Source organism: Clostridium sp. JNZ J1-5 (assembly GCF_053901425.1).
In genome coordinates this window covers 3,201,440-3,223,542 of the sequence record NZ_CM132773.1, presented here as the reverse complement: position 1 = coordinate 3,223,542, position 22,103 = coordinate 3,201,440, and the positions used below count along the sequence as shown (strand labels likewise).

Sequence of the window (22,103 nt, the reverse complement as noted above, 5' to 3'; positions counted from 1 at the left end):
AAAAAAAGGGCTTGAATTCTTAGTTATACTATAAGGATTCAAGCCCTTTTATTTTATTCATCTAATTCTAAAACACTCTCACCGTAATACTCATTATTCTCTAACTTTTCAGTATAATTTTTTATATTTTTTATTCTCTCTTCTACCTTTTCGTCTAACTTTTCTTTACATTCAGCTTCTTTTCCTATAACGCGGCCATCTTTGCATTTGTAAAAAAATTCTATTTTCATCCATGACACCTCCTACTATTATATATTATTATTAAAGGAGGTTTATGCTTTATATTGCCCACCTGTTGTTTTTGTTTTGTTAAAGTATAGTTCTATTTTTGATTACTCTGGTTCCACTTAATCCTCTTAATGCATCTTTAGCTTTATTTAAAGAAGCTATTATAGCAACTTTATTTTCTCCAAAAAGTACAAACTTTTTAGCAGCCTCAACCTTAGGCAGCATACTTCCTTGAGCAAACTGTCCTTGAATTATATACTCATCTAGTTCTGCAACTGTAACTTCTGATAATTCACTTTCATTAGGCTTATTATAATTAATACAAACCCTATTCACAGCAGTTAATATTAATAGCATGTCAGCATTTATTGTTTCTGCCAACTTTTCTGCTGCAAAATCTTTATCTATAACAGCTGCAATTCCCCTAGTTTTTTCACCTTCATATACTACCGGTATTCCTCCTCCTCCACAGGATATTGTTACTATTCCAGAATCAGCCATTGATTTTATGGCTTGCTTCTCTAATATATCTATAGGCTTAGGGGATGGCACCACTCTTCTATATCCTCTTCCAGCATCTTCTTTCATGATATAGCCATTTTCCTTTGTTAGTTTTTCTGCCTCTTCCTTTGAATAAAACTTTCCAATTGGTTTTGTTGGGTTGTTAAAAGCACTATCGTTTATGTCTACTATTACCTGAGTAATAATAGTTCCAACTGCCTTTTGTAAATTCCTAAATTTTAACTCATCTTCAATAGAATTTTGAAGATGATATCCTATATATCCCTGTGAATATGCACCACAAACATCTAAAGGCATTAATATATTTGTTTCTGAATCATACTTATATGCTGATTCAACAGAGCTGACAATTTGTCCTACTTGAGGGCCATTTCCATGTACTATAGATATATCATGACCCTCTTCAATTAAATCCACTATAGCCTTAGCTGTTTTTCTACAAGTTTCAAGTTGGCTTTTTGAAGAGGCATCCTTAGGGTTTAATTGAAGTGCATTTCCCCCCAAGGCTAAAACTATTTTCATTTATTTTCCTCCCATTGTAAGAACCATAACAGCTTTTGCAGTATGAATTCTATTTTCTGCTTCATCATAAACTACTGAATGAGGTCCATCTATTACTGAATCCTCAACTTCGTTATTTCTATCTGCTGGAAGCGCATGCATGTAGACAGAATTTTTATTAGTAAGAGCCATCATTTCTTCTGTGCACTTCCATCCCTTATAGGATTCTAGTAAATCATCTACAACTTCATTGCTTTGGTTATTAACCCAGCTTCCCCAGTTTTTAGGGATTACTACGTCTGCTCCTCTATACGCCTCTTCCATGTCATGAGTTATTCTAAATCTTCCACCATTTTCTTCTGCATTTTTCTTAGCTTTTTCTATTACCCAGTCTGGTAAATCATATCCTTCTGGATAAGCTAAAGTTACATCCATGCCAAACCTTGGGAATAATAGCACTTGAGATACCGGAACTGATATTGGTTTTTTATGAGTAGTTGCGTAAGCCCAAATTACAGAAACCTTTAAGCGTTTTGTATCATCAAATTTTTCTTTTATTGTCATAAGATCTGCAAGCCCTTGCATTGGGTGATAAAGGTCACATTGTAGATTCATTATTGGAACTGAAGAGTGCTCAGCCATTTCTCTTAAATATTTATTTCCTACTCCCCAGAAGCAGTTTCTACATGCTATAGCATGACCAAATCTTGAAAGTATTACAGCTGTATCCTTTGCAGATTCTCCATGGGAGATTTGCATAGTACTTGTATCAAGATAGTTTGCATGTCCTCCAAGTTGAGCTATACCTGCTTCCATAGAGTTTCTTGTTCTAGTTGACTGTTCAAAGAACATTAAAAACATAGTTTGATATGGTAAATATGGAGTTGTAACTCCCATAGCCATCTTTTTCTTTAAATCCCATGCTACTTCAAGCATAGTTTCAATTTCTTCTTTAGTATAGTCCTCTAGTGTTATAAAATGTCTTCCTCTAAATACTGTTTGCATTATAGGATCCTCCTTAATCTTTTAAATTGTTTCTATTTTTATTTTATTTTTGTTTATTTCCATACTCATTTACATATAATTTTGGAATAATTGCATACATAGCAGCACATTTAACCAGCTCGCTTTTCCATGTCTTTTCATTTGGTGCATGTGCTTGGTCTTCATGTCCTGGACCAAATCCTATACATGGTATTCCATACCTTCCCATTATTGAAACTCCATTAGTTGAAAATGTCCATTTATCTACAAATGGTTCTTCTTTGAACAATTTTTTATAAGAATCTACTAGTGTCTTACATGCCTCATCCTCTTCTGGTAGAACCCATGAAGGGAAATAGGATTCTGTAGGGTATACTAATCCTGTATATGATGGTCTTTCGTAAGTGTATATTTCTACTTCTGCCTTTGATGCCTTTACAGATGGAAGATTTCTAATTTGTTGAAGAGCATGCTCCCAAGTTTCTCCATCTGTTAACCTTCTATCTATGGAAATACTACAACCATCAGCTACTGCACATCTTGATGGAGATGAGAAAAATATTTCAGATACTGTTAAACTGCCTTTTCCTAAAAATTCATCATCTTTAAGATTTTCAGCTAGCGCTCTTAGCTCAGTTAATATAGGCGCCATTTTAAATATTGCATTATCCCCTCTCTCTGGAGCAGAACCATGACAACTCACTCCACGAGTTGTAACTTTTATTTCCATTCTCCCTCTTTGTCCTCTATATATATTGCAGGAAGTAGGTTCTGTAATAACTACAAATTCAGGTTTAATCTCATCTTCCTTTATAATATATTGCCAGCACAATCCATCACAGTCTTCCTCCTGAACTGTTCCTGTAACTAATAATGTGTAATCATCCTCAAGATTTAGATCTTTTATTATCTTTCCTGCATAAACCATGGATGCCATACCACCCCCTTGGTCACTTGCTCCTCTTCCTAAGATTATCTCTTCATCTTCATATCCTTCATAAGGGTTGTAATTCCAGAGATTAGCATCTCCTACTCCAACAGTATCAATATGAGCATCCATAGCAATTACATGCCTTCCATGGCCTATATATCCTAAAATATTTCCCATAGGATCAATATCTACTTTGTCAAATCCAACCTTTTGCATTTCTTCTTTTATTCTTAAAATTACCTTTTCTTCTCTACAGCTTTCACTTGGAATAGCTATCATATCTCTTAGAAACTTACTCATATCATCCTTATATTTTTCTGCCAGCTTTAATACTTCATCAACCTTTAAATCCTTTGACACATTACTCCCCCCAATTATTAATCTTTTTATTTCTCTTTATAAATCTTCCATAGCCTTTTTCTCCTATAAAAACATTGTCTCTTACTATTATCCTGCCTCTTACCATAGTCATTACTGGATACCCTTTAAGTTTAAAACCTTCATAAGCTGTATAGTCTATATTTCCATGAAGCATATGTTTTGTTAAAGTTACGTCTTTATCTGGGTCAATAAGTACTATGTCTGCATCTGCTCCCACTTGAACAGCTCCTTTTTTAGGATATAGTCCAAATATTTTTGCCGGAGCTGTGCAACATACATCTACAAATTTGGTAATACTTATTTTCCCCTTCATTACTCCTTCTGAAAACATAAGAGGTATCCTTTCCTCTACACCTGGAGCTCCATTAGGACATTTAGTAAAATCATCTTTTCCTCTCTGCTTATCTTTACCGAAAGCAAATGGACAATGATCTGTTGCAACAGTTTGAATATATCCATCTCTAAGTCCATCCCATAAGTGTTTCTGATTTTCTTTTTTTCTAAGTGGCGGACTCATAATATATTTAAGTCCACCATTATCAGCTTCACTATATTTCTCCTCATCTAAGAAGAGATATTGAGGACAGGTTTCTGCATACACATGCTGTCCCCTATTATGAGCTAGTTTTATATAATCAAGACCTATTGATGTGGATAAATGGACTATATATAGTGGAGCATCTCCTGCAATAGCTGCTAGATTAATCATCCTATTTATGGCCTCTCCTTCACATTCACAAGGCCTGCTTAGTGCATGATAAATTGGTGAGGTTAATCCATTTTTTACATAGTAATTCCTAAGATAATTTACAGCATCATTATTTTCACAGTGAACTGTTGTAATTCCACCTAATTCTTTAAGCCTTAAAAGTACCTTTATGGCACCTTCATCATCTACTCTATAATCATAGGTTAGATATATTTTAAAGCTAGGTATCCCCTCATTTTTCAATACATCACTCATTTCCCCCAATATGTCATCATTAACATGCTGAATTACCCCATGAAATCCATAATCTATTACAGAATTACCATCTGCGTATCCATGATATACCTTGGCTTGGTGGTGTAAATTACATCCTTTTGGTCCAAATCCCATGTGATCTACTATAGAAGTAGTTCCTCCGCAGGCTGCAGCTACTGTACCTGTATAAAAATCGTCGTTAGATCTAGCTATTCCCACATCTAAATTAAAATGTGTATGAACATCTACCCCTCCAGGAATTACATACTTGCCTTTAGCATCTATTGATTCATCAGCTGATCTATCTATGTTGATTCCTATTTCTTTAATAATCTCATTTTCAATATATATATCTCCTATATACGTATCACTGGCAGTTACTATTGTTCCGTTTTTAATAATTATTGACATAATATTCCCCTCACTGGTTATATGGATATTTTCCATCCCAAACTATTTTTCTATAGTTTTCAGGGTCAGTATCTCCTTCTGTACTTATAAGAAGTATTTTTGAACTTTCATTAATATTTAGCATTTCTTTTATTACTCTATACTTATTATCTGTCAGTATTGTATACAAAAATCCCATGGTAGCTGCTCCAGACTCTCCTGATATAATCTTTTTATCTTCGCCCATAGGATTACCTAATACTCTCATACCATTTGCAGCTATATTATCTGGACATGATGCAAAAAGATCACAATAGTCTTTTAAAATTTTCCATCCCATAGGATTAGGCTCTCCGCAAGCAAGTCCTGCCATTATAGTATCCATATGTCCTGTTACATTAGTGATCTTCCCATTTACTGCTGATCTGTACATGCAGTCTGCTTTATTAGGTTCTATTACTGCCGTAATAGGTCTTTCTCCATTATAGTAAGATGCAACAAACCCTTGTACTGCACCTGCAAGAGATCCAACCCCGGCTTGAATAAATACATGAGTTGGTCTTTCTACACCATATTCTACAAGTTGTTCTGCAACTTCGAACATCATTGTTGTATAACCCTGCATAATCCAAAGTGGTATATTTTCATACCCTTCCCAAGCTGTATCTTGAATAATCTGCCAACCATACTTTCTTGCATTTTCTAATGATAATCTAACAGCATCATCATAGTTTAATTCTGTTATATATGCCTCTGCTCCAGTGGCCTTTATATTGTCTAGTCTTATCTCAGAAGAACCTTTAGGCATATATACCACCGCCTTTTGTCCCAACTGCTGTGCAGCCCAAGCAACTCCTCTTCCGTGATTTCCATCTGTAGCTGTGGTAAAAGTAATTTCTCCTATTCTATCCTTTGTTTCATTGCTTCGAAGTTCGTCAAAGCTCATTTCAGATATATCTACACCTAACTTCTCTGATACAAACTTTCCTATTGCATAAGAACCGCCTAACACCTTAAAAGCATTTAGTCCAAATCTGTAAGATTCATCTTTTACAAATATATTAGATATTCCTAAATGCTCGGCTAAATTTTTCAGTGAAACTAATGGCGTCGGGCTATACATATGGAAGCTTTCATGAAAGCCTTTTACTTTTTTTATTTCTTCAGCACTTAGATAATCCACTGAAACCTTATTATCTATCTTCCTTGCTCTGGCATTTTTTATCCATTGAATTCTTTCCCCCATATTCATCCCCCTTCCTTTACTCTTATATGAATAGCATTATTTATGCCAACTTATTACAGTACATATTATCTACATTTTATAGAATTCACTATATAAAAATAGTTATCAATGTGATAATTTTTATCACACTGATAACTACTTTTTTCATAATTTTACTCATTATTTTATGCATTATACAGGTATATATATTATCATTTTGATAATATATAAATTAGCTCCATTTTTTTGTTAAATGCTTATTCCCCTGAATATTGTATCTTATCGCTTGTATTTCAGCTATTACAGATAGTGCTATTTCCTCAGGAGAATCTCCACCTATATCTATTCCAACTGGAGCATATAAAACACTTAAATCTATATCTTTTCCTACTTCATTTTTTAACTTTTCAATAATAATTCTGGCTTTTCTCTCCGATGCTAAAAGTCCAATATATTTAGGTTTACATTTTGAGCTGTAAATAGCCTTCAGCATTTCATAATCAATTTCATGAGTATATCCAGTGACTACAACATAACTCTCATCAGGTATTTGAAGTTCCTTTACTATACTTGAATAGTCACCTACTAGTACTTCATGTTCTCTAGCGATTTCTCTAGCAACCTCCTCTCTATCGTCAATTACTGTAGTGGTATAATCTAAATTTATTAATATGTCTGCTAGGCATTTTCCCACATGCCCAGCGCCTAATATGTATATTCTAGGGCTTATCCCTATATATTCATAATATAGAGTGACTAGGCCTCCACAAATCATGTCCACACAAACATCTGCCTTAGTTAGGTTTTCACCAGTAAAATCGTAGCTTACCATTGAATGTTTTTTTTCTTTAAATATATCCACTGCCTTTTCTATAGCAAAATACTCTAGTTCTCCTCCTCCTACAGTTCCCTTCTTACTTCCATCTCTATATACCAACATCTTTTTTCCAACATTAGCAGGACCATGTCCCTTTCTCTGAACAACAGTTACTAGAACTCCTTCTTTAGAACTCTTTTTCAGCTTATATATTTCTTCATACATATCCATAAAAGTTTTCTCCTCTCTTATATAAAATTTATGAACAAGTATCTATTGTCTTATTCATAAGATAATAGATACTTGTCGTCGGATTAAGTATTTTAATTATCCTCTATTAGACTAATTAGGAATTTTTCTAATAGTCTTAGAGCAGTTTTTTTTCTATAATCTGCAGTAGATCTTTGATCACTTATTGGATTGATGAGTTCAGAATACATTTGCTTTATGGATTTTATATCATATACTTCTTTTGATTCAGATATCATATTAATAATTTTTCCCTCTATATCTCTACTTCTTATTGTAGTTGGTGCCACTGCCCCAAACGCTATTCTTGTGTCTTCTATATTTTTATCATTAACCTTAGCTAATCCTATAAATGATATTTTAGATAAAGCCGTAGACTTTCTAGTCCCTACCTTCTTATAAAAAATATTATTAAAGTTACTTAGCTTAATCTTTATATCTGACAAGATTTCATTATTTTTCAAACGGTTCTTTCCTGGTCCTAATATAAATTCACTTATTGGTACTGTTTTTGTTCCATCTAAACTATTAATTACTAATTCAGCATCCAAAGCATAAAGTAAAGGTAAACTATCTCCCGCCGGAGATGAATTGCATATATTTCCGCCTATAGTAGCAATATTTCTTATAGCTGGTGACGCCATAAGCAAGAATACTTCTTTAAAATATTCAGGGACTATAAAACTTTCCGCAATGTCAGTACATGTACATGCAGCCCCTATGGTTAAAATTTCATCATTAATCTGAATCTTCTTAAGCTCTTGAAGATGTCCAATAAAAACTACATTTTCATTAAAACTAGGTTCTACCCCGGACCACTGTTTATTTTTAACCATTAAATCTGTACCACCTGAAAAAAGTAAACAGTCTTCCTTGTTGATTATTTCTAGTGCTTCTGTTAAGCTATTAGCTCTATATGCCTTTACCATAGACCGTCACCTCTTTTTTCAGCAAGTTTTATAGCATCTATAATCATGTTATAGCCTGTGCATCTGCATAAATTGCCCGATAATCCCTCTCTTATTTCATCTTCACTAGGATGAGGATTTTTGCTTAATAATGCCTCTGATGCCATAATCATTCCTGGAGTACAAAATCCGCACTGAACTGCTCCAGCTTCTTCAAAGCTATCCTTTAATACATTATATCTTTTAGTTTGCTGAAGTCCTTCTATGGTCAAAACTTCTTTCCCTTCCACTGTTCCTATGGGTACCATACATGAATTAATAAGCTTTCCATCTATAATAACACTACAAGCTCCACATTCCCCTTCTCCACAGCCTTCTTTTACTCCCGTGAACCCCATATCTTCCCTTAATACGTCTAATAATCTTTTTAATGGATTTATTGCTATTTCTATATCTTCAAAGTTCAATTTAAACCTTATGCTACTTGTCATGTTCTAACACCTCCATTAAATGCTCCGGCCTTACTGGTATCTTATTTATACTTACTCCCGTTGCATTTTCAACTGCTAATGCATAGGCTGAAGGTGATCCTACTAAAGTAAGTTCTCCTAATGCCTTAGCTCCAAAAGGTCCATAGTAATAAGGTTCGCAAATTAATTCACTTTCTATTTTTGGAGCATCTTTTGATGTTGGTATAATGTAGTCTGCATTACTTCTTTGCATAAACCTTCCATCCTTATTTTCCATGACTTCTATACCTGCATAACCTAATCCCTGAAGTATTCCTCCATCAATCTGTCCTTTTACTATTCTCTCATCAATAGCATTACCTATATCAAAAACAGCCCAGACCTTATCTATAGATGGTATCAGTGTAATAGGATCTACTTCTACCTCTACCACATTAGCACCCCATGAATAAGAATTATAAGCATCTCCAATAAAATGCTCATCATCCCAATAAAATCCTTCTGGGTGCTTATATTCAGCCATTACCTCTACTTTATCACTTTCATTCCATTTAAGCTTTAATGCTTCAGCAGCATCTTTTAGAAGCTTGCCAACAATTACTGTAGTTCTTGAAGCTACAGTAGGCCCTGAATTTGGAACTCTATCAGTATCTGGATTCTCGTATATTACCTTTTCTAAAGGTATTTCTAGAGTATAGGCTACTATTTTTCTTAAAGAAGTTTGAGTTCCTTGTCCCATTTCAACATTTGCAATTAATATTTCAACAATTTCATTAGCATGTTTAACTAATTTAACTTTAGATTTAATGTGCTCCCTCTCTCCACTTCCTGTAAATCCTCCACCATGAAAAAATAGGGATAATCCTATTCCTTTTAGCTTTCCACGCTTCCTCTCTTCTTGAAATCTAATCTTTTTTTCCCTGTAAGAAGATATTTCCAGTACTCTTTCAATCATTTTAGGCAATGGAACATTTTCTCTAAAAATTCCTCCTGTAGAAGACTTATCCCCCTTTTTAAGCAGATTTTTCATCTTAAATTCTAGGGAGTCTATACCTAGCTGCTTTGCTATATGTTCCATATGCATTTCAACTGCAAAAAATGCCTGTGGTGCTCCAAACCCTCTAAAAGCTCCGCTTACAGTTTTATTTGTAGCAACTGATTTTCCCTTAACTACTACATTTTCAACATTATAATTGCCTATTGCTGCAAACATAGTTCTCTGTAAAACCACATTGGACAAACCTGAATATGCGCCTGCATCTAGCTTTATATCTACTTCACTGCCCAATATCCTGTAATCTTTATCTAAATAGCTCTTTATCTTTATTTTTGATGGATGTCTTTTAGGAGTTACTTCTAAGTCTTCGTCCCTATCGTATATAATCTGTACGGGACGTTTAGTCTTTAGTGCTGCGCAGGCCGCTTGTCCTGCTATCAATGATGGGAAATCTTCCTTTCCGCCAAATCCTCCTCCTGTCACCGCCTGAATAATTCTAACTTTATCCTCTGGAGGCCCCATACATTGTTCAACAGCACCTTTTACATAATAAGGACACTGTATTGATCCATATATGGACACTTTATCTCCCTCACATACAGCAATAACCCCTTGTGGCTCAAGATAAAGCTGTTCTTGATATCCTGTCTCATATTCCCCTTCTACAACATAAATGCTTTTTTGTTTTATATCTTCAACATTACCTTTTTTATATTCATAATCTCCAAAGCAATTAGTATCTCCATATATGGCTTCCTTAGATTTATTTAATCCATCATCTATGGTCAGTATTGGTTCCAACTCTTCATATTCTATATTTATTTTTGATAATATATTTAATACTTCCTTTTTATCCTCTCCAACAACCAAAGCTATAGCTTCCCCAATATAATTTACTCTTTCATCAGCAAAAAAAGGTTGATCATTTATTATTATTTTTACTAAATTAGTTCCCGGAACATCATCTTTATCAACTATATAATATCCATCTGGAAGTTTTGGATATTCAATTTTTACTATTTTTGCCCTTGCCTTTGTAGACCTTAGAGTCTTTCCATAAAGCATTCCCTCCAGCTTATAATCTCCTATATACTTAGCCTTTCCAGCAATCTTATCAGGGACATCGATTCTCTTTGTAGGTTTACTGATATTGCATTCCATGAACTTTATTGCACCTCCTACCTACTATTTTTTTGTAATCTTCCATAGTATCAATATCTAAAAGTATTCCTTCGTTTTCTACAGGTACAAAAATTTGTTTTTTAACTTTTATGAATTCTCTAAGATTCTCGTATTTATCTTCTTCTAAAACTTCTTTTGCCATACTAGTCTTTATCAGTATTGGATGCCCTTTTCTTTCATTATACGTAGGAATAATTATGTCTCCATGATAGTTTAGTAGTTTTTCACATACCTTCTTATCTATTAGAGGATAATCTCCTGGCATAAAAAAAAATCTTTCTTCTTTTACCTTTGAAAAACCTTTTTTAACAGAACTAAACATACCTTCCTGAAAATTATCATTGTAGACTAACTGAACCTTTTCATATTTTGAAAGTATAGGTATTAAATTTTCAAATTTATATCCTCCTACTACAATAACTCTAGAACAAAACTCCAATATACTATCTATAGATCTTTCTATAATGGTTTTATCTCCTATTTTAAGTGTCATCTTATATGCTTTAGCTCTTGAAGAAAAACCTGCTGCTAAAATTACTCCTTCAACTCCCATTAAAGACCTCCTGTTTTTATTTTGGCTCTGTTTTAAATGAATGTTGGTTTTTACATTCATTTAAAACTTTCCATTAGTACGTTAAAGCTATTTTAAAGATTGTTGAGTTCATTATAATAAGAAACTCCTTGTCATTCTTCCAAGGAGTAAGCGATTCACACCAAATCATAGATTTGGGTTCTCTGCTTATGAAAAATTACAATTGTTATACTAAATTTAGAATTATTTTCGATATTATACGAAATCAACAATCTCTTAAAACTTAGCCTTTATTTTTTAAACCCATAAGCACCTTTTCAGGAGTTATAGGCAATTCTTTTATTCTCACTCCTGTAGCATTGTAAACTGCATTAGCAATAGCAGCTGGAGGAGTGTCTATGCCTATTTCTCCTACGGATTTAGCTCCATATGGTCCTGTAGGTTCATAGCTTTCAGTAAACTCCACAGTAAATTTATTAATATCTTCTCTTGTAGGAATTTTATAATTCATAAGATTATTAGTTAGCAATTTGCCTTTGTCATTGTATTTTACTTGCTCAAACATTGCCATACCTACACCTTGAAGTAATCCTCCCTCAACTTGTATAAGAGCAAGGTTAGGATTAATGGTCGTACCGCAGTCCACAATTGCTGTGTAATCTAATAAGTCTACTTTACCAGTTTCCAAATCTACTTCAACTTCTGCAAATGCAGCCATGAATGGTGGAGGAGATATTTCTCCAAAATAGGATTCACAGGCAACTAATTGTTTCTGAGAGTTACTATAATAAAGCTCTGTAGATAAATCTTTTAATGATATACTATTATCTCCATTTAAAGTTTTAATATTTTCTCCATCAAAAATAACTTTATCTTTAGATACATCTAATCTTCTTGCACCTTCTTCTTCTATCATTTCCTTCATCTTTTTTGCTGTTTTTATTACGGCATTTCCAGACACATAAGTTGTACTTGATGCATAGGCTCCACAATCAAAAGGAGTTAAGTCAGTATCAGAAGAATATACCACAACTTTACTTGTTGAAACTCCTAATACTTCTGCTGCAATTTGAGCAAGTATAGTATCGCTTCCTGTTCCAATATCTGTAGCACCAATTAAAAGGTTAAAAAATCCTTGATCATTCAATTTTAAAATAGCTGATCCCATATCAATATAAGGTATACCTGACCCCTGCATAGCTATTGCTGTTCCAACTGCACGAACCTTGCTTCCATTTACCTCTTTATTTTGGAACTTTTCCTTCCAATTAACTAGTTCAGCTCCTCTGTCTATACAGTAGTCTAGTTTACAACTTTCAACTACCATATCTACTCCTTCTGTACCCTCTCCCATTATCTTGAAAACAGGAGAGCTTTCACCTTCTTTTATAGAATTCATTTTTCTAAATTGAACAGGATCAATTCCAATCTCCTCAGCCAATTGGTCTACTGCTGATTCTAACGCAAAGTTACCTTGAATTGCTCCATATCCTCTAAATGCCCCTGCTGGTATAAGATTTGTATAAACTACTTTTCCTCCGAACCTTACTGCATCTACTTTATTGTATAATGGTAGAGTTTTTGAAGCTGAAACCATGAAAACTGTTAGAGCATGTTCTCCATAGGCTCCCGTATTTGATAGAAGATTCATATCAATAGCCTTTATATTACCTTCTTTATCCGCTCCAATGGCCACATTAAACCTCATAGCGTGCCTTGAATAACTAGCTTCAAAAACCTCTTCTCTTGTATAAATAAGTTTTGCTGGTTTTCCAGTTTTAAGAGCTACCAGTGACACTAAAAATTCTCCGTGTAACCCTTGTTTTCCGCCATATCCTCCACCAATCCTCGGTTTTATGACTCTGATTCTATCTATAGGCAAATCTAATGCTTCCCCTACTATTCTTCTAACATGGAATGGAGTCTGAGTAGAGGATATAATAGTAAGCCTTCCTTGAAGATCAACATAAGCTAAAGATGTATGAGTTTCTAACGCTACATGGGCTTGAGCTTGTGTGTAGTATGTATCTCTTACTACATACTCACATTCACTTAATATTTTTTCTACATCTCCTACATTCATGTGATATTCTGCTGCTATATTTTTCTTTGGATCAAATCCAATTGGAAACATTTCATGAGCTTCTGGTTCTGGATGTATTATAGAAGAATGTCCTTCAGCTTTTTCAAAATCTAATACCGGCTCCAGAATGTCATATTCAATCTTAATTAACTTTAATGCTTTTTTAGCAACTTCTTCACTTTCTGCAGCTACTGCAGCCACTTCATCTCCCACATATCTTACATATTCATCTAGAATATACTTATCATGAGGAGATGGTTCTGGATAGCCTTGCCCTGCTCTTGTTATAATATTTCTTGGAACATTTTTATAGGTTAAAATACATTCAACACCTGGAAGCTTTTCAGCATCTTCCGTGTCTATACTTTTTATTTTTGCAAAGGCATAAGGACTTCTTAGCACTTTAACTATCAATGAATTTTGAGGTGCCATATCATCTGTATATGCTGGCTTACCTTTAGCTAAACCTATTCCTTCAATCTTTGGAATAGACTTATTTACTTCTCTCATTCTGCCACCTCCTGTAAGTATTTTTTAACTGCTCTTAAATGTCCTAGGTATCCTGTGCATCTGCATAAGTTTCCAACTAAATAGTGTTTTATTTCATCTTCAGTAGGATTATTTAAAGCTTTTCTCATAGCAATTACAGTTAATATAAAGCCTGGGCTGCAGTATCCACACTGTGCGGCTCCTTCATCATTCAGAAATTTTCCTATTATTTCTGCCTCTTTACTAACTCCCTCTATAGTTGTTATATTATGTCCTTCTGCCTTTAATGCTAAATATGCACAGGAGGCTATAGGATTATCATCTATTAGGACAGTACAAACCCCACAGGAACCTGTCCCACAAGCTTTTCTTACACTTGTAAATCCATTTCTTCTTAAAACATCTCCTAGCATTTCACCTGGTTCTACTTTAAAGATTCTTTCTACATTATTGACTTTCAACTTTAGTTCCACTATATCACCTCCATAACTGCACGTTTAACTAAAGCTTTACAAACCTCTTCTCTATATTCTGCTGAACCTCTTAAGTTTGTTGTAAATTTCAATTCTTCTGCTACCTTTTTTCCAATCTCCTGAATATTTTCTTCATTTAATTCTACTTCTTTTGCAAATTTCATAGCTTCTAGAGCTAATTTAGCTATTCCAGGTCTTGCCCCCACAGCAATCTTCAATTCTTTATCTAATCTTGACACTGCTACATTAAGTACCGCAAAGTCAGTGCTTGTATTTCTTAAGCTTTTAAATGAAACCTTTCTTCCATCTTTATTAATAAGAACCTTTGTAAGTATATCTTTTTCGCTGTTATCTTCTTTTAGAAAGTCTTCTAGAGATACTTTTCCTCTATGATAAAATTCTAAATAAGTATCAAGTGAAAGAAGTGCTGTTATTACATCTGAAAAACCATATTTACCACATATACTTCCTCCTATAGTAAATATATTTCTCATTTGTACTCCTAAAATTGGTTTAACTGCTTCTACTAAAATTCCGTTAAAGTTATTTTTAATTGTAGGACTTACCTCTATTTGCCTTAGACTAGTCATAGCTCCTATTTCAATTATCTGATCTTTGTTCTTTATATAGGTTAGATTTAAATTTGAAAGATCAATAGCTGTATTTATCTCTCTATCCCATAGCCTTATATATGCTCCTCCACCAATTAAATTAGCTCCTTCCTTAGATGTCAAAATCTCATAGGCTTCATTTAAAGTTGACGGTCTAGCGTATTCTTTTATTATCAACTACCTCACTCCTTTCATTTAAATTATTTCTTTAGAACTCCACTTATTGCTTTCTTAGGACATTTTGATTCACATAAAGAGCATCCAAAACATTTGTATTTGTCTACATTTACTTTATCTTCAACTTTTATAGCAAAATATGGACAAATCTTTTCACAGAGGCCACATTTTATGCATTTATTATCATCTACTATAGGATTATCTGGAGTAAATTTTATTTTTCCTTTTGATAAGCTGGTATTGACTACTTCTTCTACGCTTGAAAAATTGAATTTATTAAGAGCTGCTGGTAAATCTTTTACTATCTTTTCATATAAATCTTTTCCTTTTAACATAGCTGCTGAAAGCATTTGTACTGCATCAGCACCAGCTAATAGGAATTCTATTACATCCTCCGCTGAAGCTATACCACCTACCCCTATAACAGTAAAATCTGGCATAGCTGTTTTTATTTTATTTACAATGGCTAGTGCTATTGGTTTAATTACAGGACCTGAAGCCCAAACTTCTCCACTTTCATTTCCAACTAACACCTTTCTATTTTCAATATCTATTTTCATGGTTGGACCTAGAGAGTTGATTGCTACAATACCACTTGCCCCATTTTCCCTTACTACTTTTGCAAAAGCCACAGGATCTGGAATGTGAGGACTTACTTTCATGAATATAGGCTTATTTGTATTATCTCTTATAGCCTTAACTGTTTCTCCAATAATACTTAAATCTTTTCCTACATAGTGTGTTGAAATTTCGAAAGCATCCGCATATTTATCTAACTTTGGTATTAAGACCTGCATATCCTCTTTTATGTAACCTACGCTGATTATAAGTGGAATATTAAGATTATTTTTTAGTTTTGGGAGTACTTCATCTAGCCAGTACTCTGGTGGATATTCTGACCAAAGTTCTGCATTCATTATCATATCTTTTTCACCATATATACATGGCCTTGGTACTCTTGCCCCTGCTGTTGAAATAGTTTTTGTAACCATACATCCTAAACCAAATCCTTCAAGAATCATCATCTTTTCATAGTCCCCAACCAATGGTCCTGAAGCAGGCATTAATGGGTTTTCTAATTTTATACCTGCAATAGTAGTACTTAAATTCATCTAACCACCCCTAAACTTATTTTTTAATTCTATTCCAAACTATCTCAGCTTCTTTAGAAGCTCTAGAGTATATACTCTCTATATCAAAATTAACTTTATAGTCCCTCATCAAACACTCTCCAGAACACCAGGTATCTCTTGGATGAAAGTAATCAAAAACTCCAAAAAAGATATGTCCCATTATATTGTTGCTATCCATTGGAGTCGGCGGAATATATGGAATAGTTATAAAGTCTGATTTATATCCCTCTTCAAATTTTCCAAGTTTTATACCTAAAAGGCTGCTTACATAATCATATCCATTTAATATAGCTTTAATTAAATCGTTTAAATCAAACTTTGTAGGACTTTTTAGTTTATACTTCATTCCAAATGTTAAATTAAGATATTCTCTAGTAATATTAGCTCCTAGTCCATCATTTCCAATAATGCAAGATATATTATGTTTTCTTAGAAGTTCATAATCTGGAAGGCCTACTGAATTATTCATATTTGATGTAGGATTTACTGCAACTATACAGCCTCTTTTAGCTATAATCTCCGCTTCCTTCTCATCTATATGGACACAGTGTGATAAAATAGATTTTTTATCTAATAGATTAAAGCTTTCTAATCTTTCAACTATACTTTTCCCATACATATGTCTGCATTTTCTTTCATCTTCTTCACTTTCAGCCACATGAATGTGTATTGGAATATCTCCTCTAATCTCCGATATCTTTTTTAGGGTTTCATCACTTAAGCTCATAGAAGCATGCATACCAAATAATCCAGCATGTCTATCACTTTTTGTCTTTGCAAATGCTATATTTTCCTTTATACATTCTTCCACACTAAACCTATCACTAGTTTCAAAACAGAATATTCCTCTCATTTTTAAATCATCACAAATACTCAATTTTAGTTCTTTTAATGTACCTTTTATCTTTAGACCACTGGCATGATGGTCTATTATAGATGTAACTCCGTTTCTAATACATTCACATCCATAAACTAGCCCACTATAATAAACTGCATTTCTATTTAACATACTGTCTAATTTCCACCAAAGTTGATCTAATATATCCTGAAAACTCATAGGATTGAAAGGTACACTCATACCTCTAGAAAAAGTTGAATAAATATGGGTATGACAATTTATTAGTCCTGGCATTACTATAGTTTCACTACAGTCATAAACTTCATCTGCTCCTGGGAAGTTTTCCATATTTCCAACTTCCACAATTTCATCCTTAAATAATACATACTGATTTACCCTAAAGCTGCAAAAATCAAACAATGAGGCATTTATTAGTGCTTTCAACTATTATCACCCTCAACTTAAAATTTAATTTAAAATTAATTCTACTTAACTATTAAATTAGCATTAATTATGCCAATTGTTGTAAGCTTTAAAATTAAGGTTCTTCGCAATTTCTAGAGTTCAATTTTACTATCAACTTGATAAATTTTATCAAATTAATAAGAACACTTTTTTGTAAATTATCCATCATTATACATATAGTCGTTTGACAATATATTTATCATTTTGATAAATCATATTCTTCTATTTTTCTATATAATGTTGCTATTCCTATACCTAGTTTACTTGAAATAATTTTCTTACTTTGTGTCGTATTACCGTACATATCTAATGCTTTCTTTATTTCATTCTTTTCCAATTCCTTTAATGTGAGAATATCCTTTAACTTATTTCTTACTCTTCTTTCATTATTTAGAATACTAGGAGGTGCTAACCCTTTATTCATTATTCCCTCTGGCCCTAACATGTTTATCATGAATTCTACTGCATTTTCTAATTCCCTCACATTTCCAGGCCAAGAATATTCATAAAAAACTTTCCAGAGATCTTTATCTATATTTATTGATGAAAATTCTTTATTGAGGAGCTTTGTATACTTATCAATAAAATAATGGACCAAAATTTCTATATCTTGAATTCTTTCTCTTAAAGGTGGGATATTAAAAGGTATGACATTAAGTCTATAGTATAAATCTTCTCTAAACTTATTTTGTTCTATAAGTTTTATTAAATCCTTGTTAGTAGCTGCAATTACTCTTACATCTATATCAATGGGCTTATTAGAACCAATCTTTATTATTCTTCTATCTTGGATAACTCTTAAAATTTTTGTTTGCAGATGAAGAGGCATATCACCTATCTCATCTAAAAAAATTGTTCCTTTATTAGCAAGTTCGAATTTTCCTAATTTTCCTGATGAATCTGCACCTGTAAAAGCTCCCTTTGTATATCCAAATAATTCACTTTCTAAAAGTGCGTCTGGTATAGCTGCACAATTAATAGCTATAAAAGGCTCATCTTTTCTATTTCCTTCGTTATGTATAGCTCTTGCAAACATCTCTTTTCCAGTACCACTTTCACCTAAAATTAGAACTGTAGAATTAGATAATGCTATTCTCTTTATATTCTTTTTAAGATTGTTCATAACATCACAATTTCCCAGTATATCTTCAGCTAATATCTTTCTATTTACATTACTGTATTTTGAAACTAACTCTTTTAAATTTTTAGGATCTTTAAATATAAATATTTTATCAAATTGACTTTCATTTAGTTCCATAGGATATAGATTACCAATAAAATAAAAATTTTGGTTTCCTATTGTAAGTCTATACTCATGCATACCAAGCACACTATCTCCAGTGTGTTCAATGTTTACTATATTCTCAAAACTTCTATCAACAAATTTTAATAGTTTTATTGCTTTTTCATTTATGTGAGTGACTTTATTTCCTTCATTTAATATAATTATTCCTTGGTCCATCTTATCTATTACTAAGTTTAGGGATTTTAATAATTTCTCTTCTCTTGCTTTCTCAATCCTCTCATAAGCTGTAATACTTATAAATTCAGAAATTTGCTTTAAAAAACTCATATAGGTTTCAAAGTCTGACATTAGGTGATTCTTTTGTTCATTATCAATGCAAACTAACCCTATTACTCCAATGCTTTCATTTCCTAATTTTATAGGTGTACACATTTCAAATTTTTCTTCACAGGTGTCTCTCTTAGGACAAGGTAAACAAAGTTCATCCTTACCTGGGTTATAAATTATTTGAGGCTTTCCTGTTATCAAGGCAGTTTTGTATACATATCCTTCTCTAGACATATTTCTATTGGTTTTATTTTTAAATATCCCAGTTCCTGCAATTCTAACTAGATTACTGTCTGCTATTTCAACCTCTACCTTTAAAACCTTTGATATTATATTGGCGTATCTCATTACAGATCCTTGAATATTCTTTAAGATAGATGCCAAAACCTTACCTCCTTAAAATAAATTACTTTCCAAAAGAACAATTAGGATACACACAATTTTCACAGAAAAGACAGTATCCTCCGTGACCAAGTGACACTATATGCTTCCTTTCAATTATTTCCCCTGATAATATTCTTGGTAATAATAAATCTAAGGAAGTTATTTTATAATACATACCTGCACCTGGAATTCCTAAAATAGCCACATTACCTCTATAAGCTAACATAAGCATATTTCCTGGCATAGCAGGTACTCCATAGGATATAACTCTATCTGAAACATTTTCTATGGCTAAAGGCGTTACATCATCAGCATCTACAGACATTCCCCCAGTAGCTAGTACTATTTCTGCCCCTTCATTTATAAGTTCAATTATTTCATTTTCTATTTTTTTTCTATCATCTGGAGCGTACTTAACACTTAAAAGCTTTGCTTCATAGTTCTTTAACTTCTCTTTTAATACTGGAGCAAACTTGTCCTTAATCCTTCCTTCATATACTTCAGTTCCTGTAATAATAATTCCGACCTTTAAGGACTTCATAATGCTTATGTCTATAACTTTTCCCAGTCTATTACATATTCTTTCTACTTCTTCTATTTTCTCACTCTCTATAATTAAAGGTATTGCCCTTGTAGCCCCTAATACTTCATTCTTTTCAACTAAAATATTATTATGTCTAGTAACTAAAGTTAATTTTCCTATACTATTTATAGCTTCTAATGCCTCTAGATTTATTTTTAATATTCCTCTTTCTTTTGCCATAAAGTTCACTTTTCCTTCTGAAGGCTCTGTAATATAAACCCCTTCACCAGATACTGCCTTGGCAATTCTTAAGCCTGCATCATTTTCATGCAAGAAATTTTCTGGTAACTCAATGACATTGATACGATTTTTGCCTATTGACTTTAACACTTCAATGTCTTCCTCTCTAATAATATGGCCTTTTTTAAAAATAGGTCCTTTCAATTTTCCTGGTATAATCCCAGTTAGATCATGTCCTAGTACTGTTCCTATAGCATCTTCCACAGAAATTTTCTTCATATGGTTTCCTCCTTAATTCTCAAATAGTCTTATATATTTATAAGATTTTGCTATAAATAAATATTGATTTTATATTTATTTATAACTTTCCATTAATAGGCTAATGCTGTTTTAAAATTAAATATTATTATTTCGTCCCCTGATTTTACATGTCCAGATTTAATCACCTTTGCAAATACTCCTTCTTTTGGCATTATACATTTACCAACCGATTTTTGTATTTTGCAGCCCTCATGACATTCCTTCCCTATCTGAGTTATCTGAAGCTCAGCTTCTCCAATTATAAGTTTTGTTCCAATTGGTAATTCATATAAGACTAAGCCTTCTGTCGTTAGGTTTTCTCCAAATTTTCCAGATTCCAGTCCCTCTACTCCTAATTTTTTCATTTTTTCTATACTTTCTTTTGCTAAAAGACTTACTTGTCTATGCCAATTTCCGCCATGCGCATCTCCACTTAAACCATAACCTTCTTCTAAAAATCCCATTTCTATTGGATTTTTAAATGTTCCTTTTTTATCACTTATATTTATTGATATAACCCTGGCCATAAAATCATTCCTCTCTTATAAAATCTCCGGATTTACCTCCGCTTTTTTTTAGAAGCCTCACATCTGTAATCACCATTTTTTTGTCTATTGCCTTACACATATCATATATAGTCAAAGCTGCTATTGATGCTGATGTGAGCGCTTCCATTTCTACGCCAGTCTTTTCAGATTTTATAGGAATAAGCTCTGGAAAAATTTCTAGTATCCTTACATTTATAAACGCTCTTATTACTACTAGGCATACAATATATGCACCTTAAATTACATTTATCTGTCAACGAAATTCTTAGATAGTCTATTTTTCTTTCATGGCTGTCCAACATAAATACTTCTCTCCTCTTATGAAATATTCTATCTTGCACATTCTTTTGCATTTCCCTTTAATATATCAATTCCATGTTTTAAAACTGGCATTACTACATGAAGGTTTTTTGCCGCTCCTTTAGGGCTTCCTGGAAGATTAATAATTAAAGTAGAATTCCTTATTTCTGATATTTCTCTTGATAATATAGCCTTTAGTATCAAATCAACTTTTAATTCATCAGCTATTTTATCAATATCATCTGGAATTATTTTATAATACGATACATCATATCCATTTTCTTTTAACATTTCATTTATAACTTTTCCTGTAACATCTTCTCTTTCTCCAATAAAACCTCTATCATTAATGGTTAAAATGGAAGTTCATAACATTATATCACCTCACTAGTATTCACCTTTTATATTCAATTTGATAAATATGATAAATAAAATTTAATTTAAACCTAATATTAAAGAAATAAAATTATAGTTAGTATTATTATATTATTATTGTAATTTTTTTACAATTATTTAAATATTATATTTATCATTTTGAAAATGAATTTTTAAATGTTTTATATTTTGCAATTACGTTTTTGGTAAATATTCCTATATGATGTTGTACAAAATTAAAAAAATGTAAAAATACTATTTAATAAATATAACTTTTAAAATTTGAATTATTAATATGCATAATATAAAA

Annotated in this window: 20 protein-coding genes and 1 pseudogene; all 21 read right to left on the bottom strand. The window is 32.6% G+C overall.

Annotated elements, in window-relative coordinates; translation table 11 throughout:
- Positions 1–53: 53 nt before the first annotated feature.
- Positions 54–230, bottom strand: a complete 177-nt coding sequence (locus ACWW38_RS15390) for a hypothetical protein (protein ID WP_456258405.1) — start codon at positions 228–230, stop codon at positions 54–56.
- 79 nt (positions 231–309) lie between these two features.
- Positions 310–1,272: a carbamate kinase gene (arcC, locus tag ACWW38_RS15385; protein WP_456258404.1), complete on the bottom strand. Its 963-nt coding sequence runs from the start codon at positions 1,270–1,272 to the stop codon at positions 310–312.
- Positions 1,273–2,256: an ornithine carbamoyltransferase gene (locus tag ACWW38_RS15380; protein WP_456258403.1), complete on the bottom strand. Its 984-nt coding sequence runs from the start codon at positions 2,254–2,256 to the stop codon at positions 1,273–1,275.
- Between the two features lie 43 nt (positions 2,257–2,299).
- Complete coding sequence (locus ACWW38_RS15375; RefSeq protein WP_456258402.1) at positions 2,300–3,526, bottom strand: YgeY family selenium metabolism-linked hydrolase; 1,227 nt, start codon at positions 3,524–3,526, stop codon at positions 2,300–2,302.
- A 1-nt stretch (position 3,527) separates the two neighbouring features.
- On the bottom strand, positions 3,528–4,922 hold the full coding sequence (hydA, locus tag ACWW38_RS15370; protein ID WP_456258401.1) for a dihydropyrimidinase: 1,395 nt from the start codon (positions 4,920–4,922) through the stop codon (positions 3,528–3,530).
- Positions 4,923–4,932: 10 nt separating this feature from the next.
- Positions 4,933–6,147, bottom strand: a complete 1,215-nt coding sequence (gene dpaL / locus ACWW38_RS15365; RefSeq protein WP_456258400.1) for a diaminopropionate ammonia-lyase — start codon at positions 6,145–6,147, stop codon at positions 4,933–4,935.
- A gap of 211 nt (positions 6,148–6,358) precedes the next feature.
- Positions 6,359–7,174, bottom strand: a complete 816-nt coding sequence (locus ACWW38_RS15360; RefSeq protein ID WP_456258399.1) for an XdhC family protein — start codon at positions 7,172–7,174, stop codon at positions 6,359–6,361.
- Between the two features lie 92 nt (positions 7,175–7,266).
- Entirely contained in the window at positions 7,267–8,121 is an 855-nt protein-coding gene (locus ACWW38_RS15355; RefSeq protein ID WP_456258398.1) for an FAD binding domain-containing protein, read from the bottom strand.
- Positions 8,115–8,591, bottom strand: coding sequence for a (2Fe-2S)-binding protein (locus tag ACWW38_RS15350; RefSeq protein WP_456258397.1), 477 nt, complete (start codon positions 8,589–8,591; stop codon positions 8,115–8,117). The genes ACWW38_RS15355 and ACWW38_RS15350 overlap by 7 nt, the downstream gene beginning before the upstream one ends.
- Positions 8,581–10,728 carry a xanthine dehydrogenase family protein molybdopterin-binding subunit gene (locus tag ACWW38_RS15345; protein ID WP_456258396.1) on the bottom strand — a complete coding sequence of 716 codons (2,148 nt, stop codon included), beginning with the start codon at positions 10,726–10,728 and terminating at the stop codon, positions 8,581–8,583. Before ACWW38_RS15345 ends, ACWW38_RS15350 begins: the two co-directional genes overlap by 11 nt.
- A complete protein-coding gene (locus tag ACWW38_RS15340; protein WP_456258395.1) occupies positions 10,709–11,302 on the bottom strand; it encodes a nucleotidyltransferase family protein in 594 nt (197 codons plus the stop codon). The genes ACWW38_RS15345 and ACWW38_RS15340 overlap by 20 nt, the downstream gene beginning before the upstream one ends.
- 262 nt (positions 11,303–11,564) lie before the next feature.
- Complete coding sequence (locus ACWW38_RS15335; protein WP_456258394.1) at positions 11,565–13,874, bottom strand: xanthine dehydrogenase family protein molybdopterin-binding subunit; 2,310 nt, start codon at positions 13,872–13,874, stop codon at positions 11,565–11,567.
- Positions 13,871–14,326, bottom strand: coding sequence for a (2Fe-2S)-binding protein (locus ACWW38_RS15330; RefSeq protein ID WP_456258393.1), 456 nt, complete (start codon positions 14,324–14,326; stop codon positions 13,871–13,873). The genes ACWW38_RS15335 and ACWW38_RS15330 overlap by 4 nt, the downstream gene beginning before the upstream one ends.
- Positions 14,326–15,114 carry an FAD binding domain-containing protein gene (locus ACWW38_RS15325; RefSeq protein WP_456258392.1) on the bottom strand — a complete coding sequence of 263 codons (789 nt, stop codon included), beginning with the start codon at positions 15,112–15,114 and terminating at the stop codon, positions 14,326–14,328. The genes ACWW38_RS15330 and ACWW38_RS15325 overlap by 1 nt, the downstream gene beginning before the upstream one ends.
- A 23-nt stretch (positions 15,115–15,137) precedes the next feature.
- On the bottom strand, positions 15,138–16,226 hold the full coding sequence (locus tag ACWW38_RS15320; RefSeq protein ID WP_456258391.1) for a 4Fe-4S binding protein: 1,089 nt from the start codon (positions 16,224–16,226) through the stop codon (positions 15,138–15,140).
- Between the two features lie 16 nt (positions 16,227–16,242).
- Positions 16,243–17,529 (bottom strand): amidohydrolase family protein, encoded by a 1,287-nt coding sequence (locus tag ACWW38_RS15315; protein ID WP_456258390.1) that lies wholly within the window; start codon positions 17,527–17,529, stop codon positions 16,243–16,245.
- 220 nt (positions 17,530–17,749) lie between these two features.
- Positions 17,750–19,471: a sigma-54-dependent Fis family transcriptional regulator gene (locus ACWW38_RS15310; protein ID WP_456260472.1), complete on the bottom strand. Its 1,722-nt coding sequence runs from the start codon at positions 19,469–19,471 to the stop codon at positions 17,750–17,752.
- A gap of 58 nt (positions 19,472–19,529) precedes the next feature.
- Positions 19,530–20,549: a molybdopterin-binding protein gene (locus ACWW38_RS15305; protein WP_456258389.1), complete on the bottom strand. Its 1,020-nt coding sequence runs from the start codon at positions 20,547–20,549 to the stop codon at positions 19,530–19,532.
- Between the two features lie 92 nt (positions 20,550–20,641).
- The gene (locus ACWW38_RS15300) at positions 20,642–21,097 is read right to left on the bottom strand and encodes an MOSC domain-containing protein (protein WP_456258388.1); all 456 of its coding nucleotides are present in this window, start codon (positions 21,095–21,097) and stop codon (positions 20,642–20,644) included.
- Positions 21,098–21,101: 4 nt separating this feature from the next.
- Positions 21,102–21,260: pseudogene (locus ACWW38_RS15295) on the bottom strand (cyclic pyranopterin monophosphate synthase MoaC); the annotation flags it as partial.
- Positions 21,261–21,448: 188 nt separating this feature from the next.
- On the bottom strand, positions 21,449–21,778 hold the full coding sequence (locus tag ACWW38_RS15290) for a MogA/MoaB family molybdenum cofactor biosynthesis protein (protein WP_456260471.1): 330 nt from the start codon (positions 21,776–21,778) through the stop codon (positions 21,449–21,451).
- Positions 21,779–22,103 lie beyond the last annotated feature (325 nt).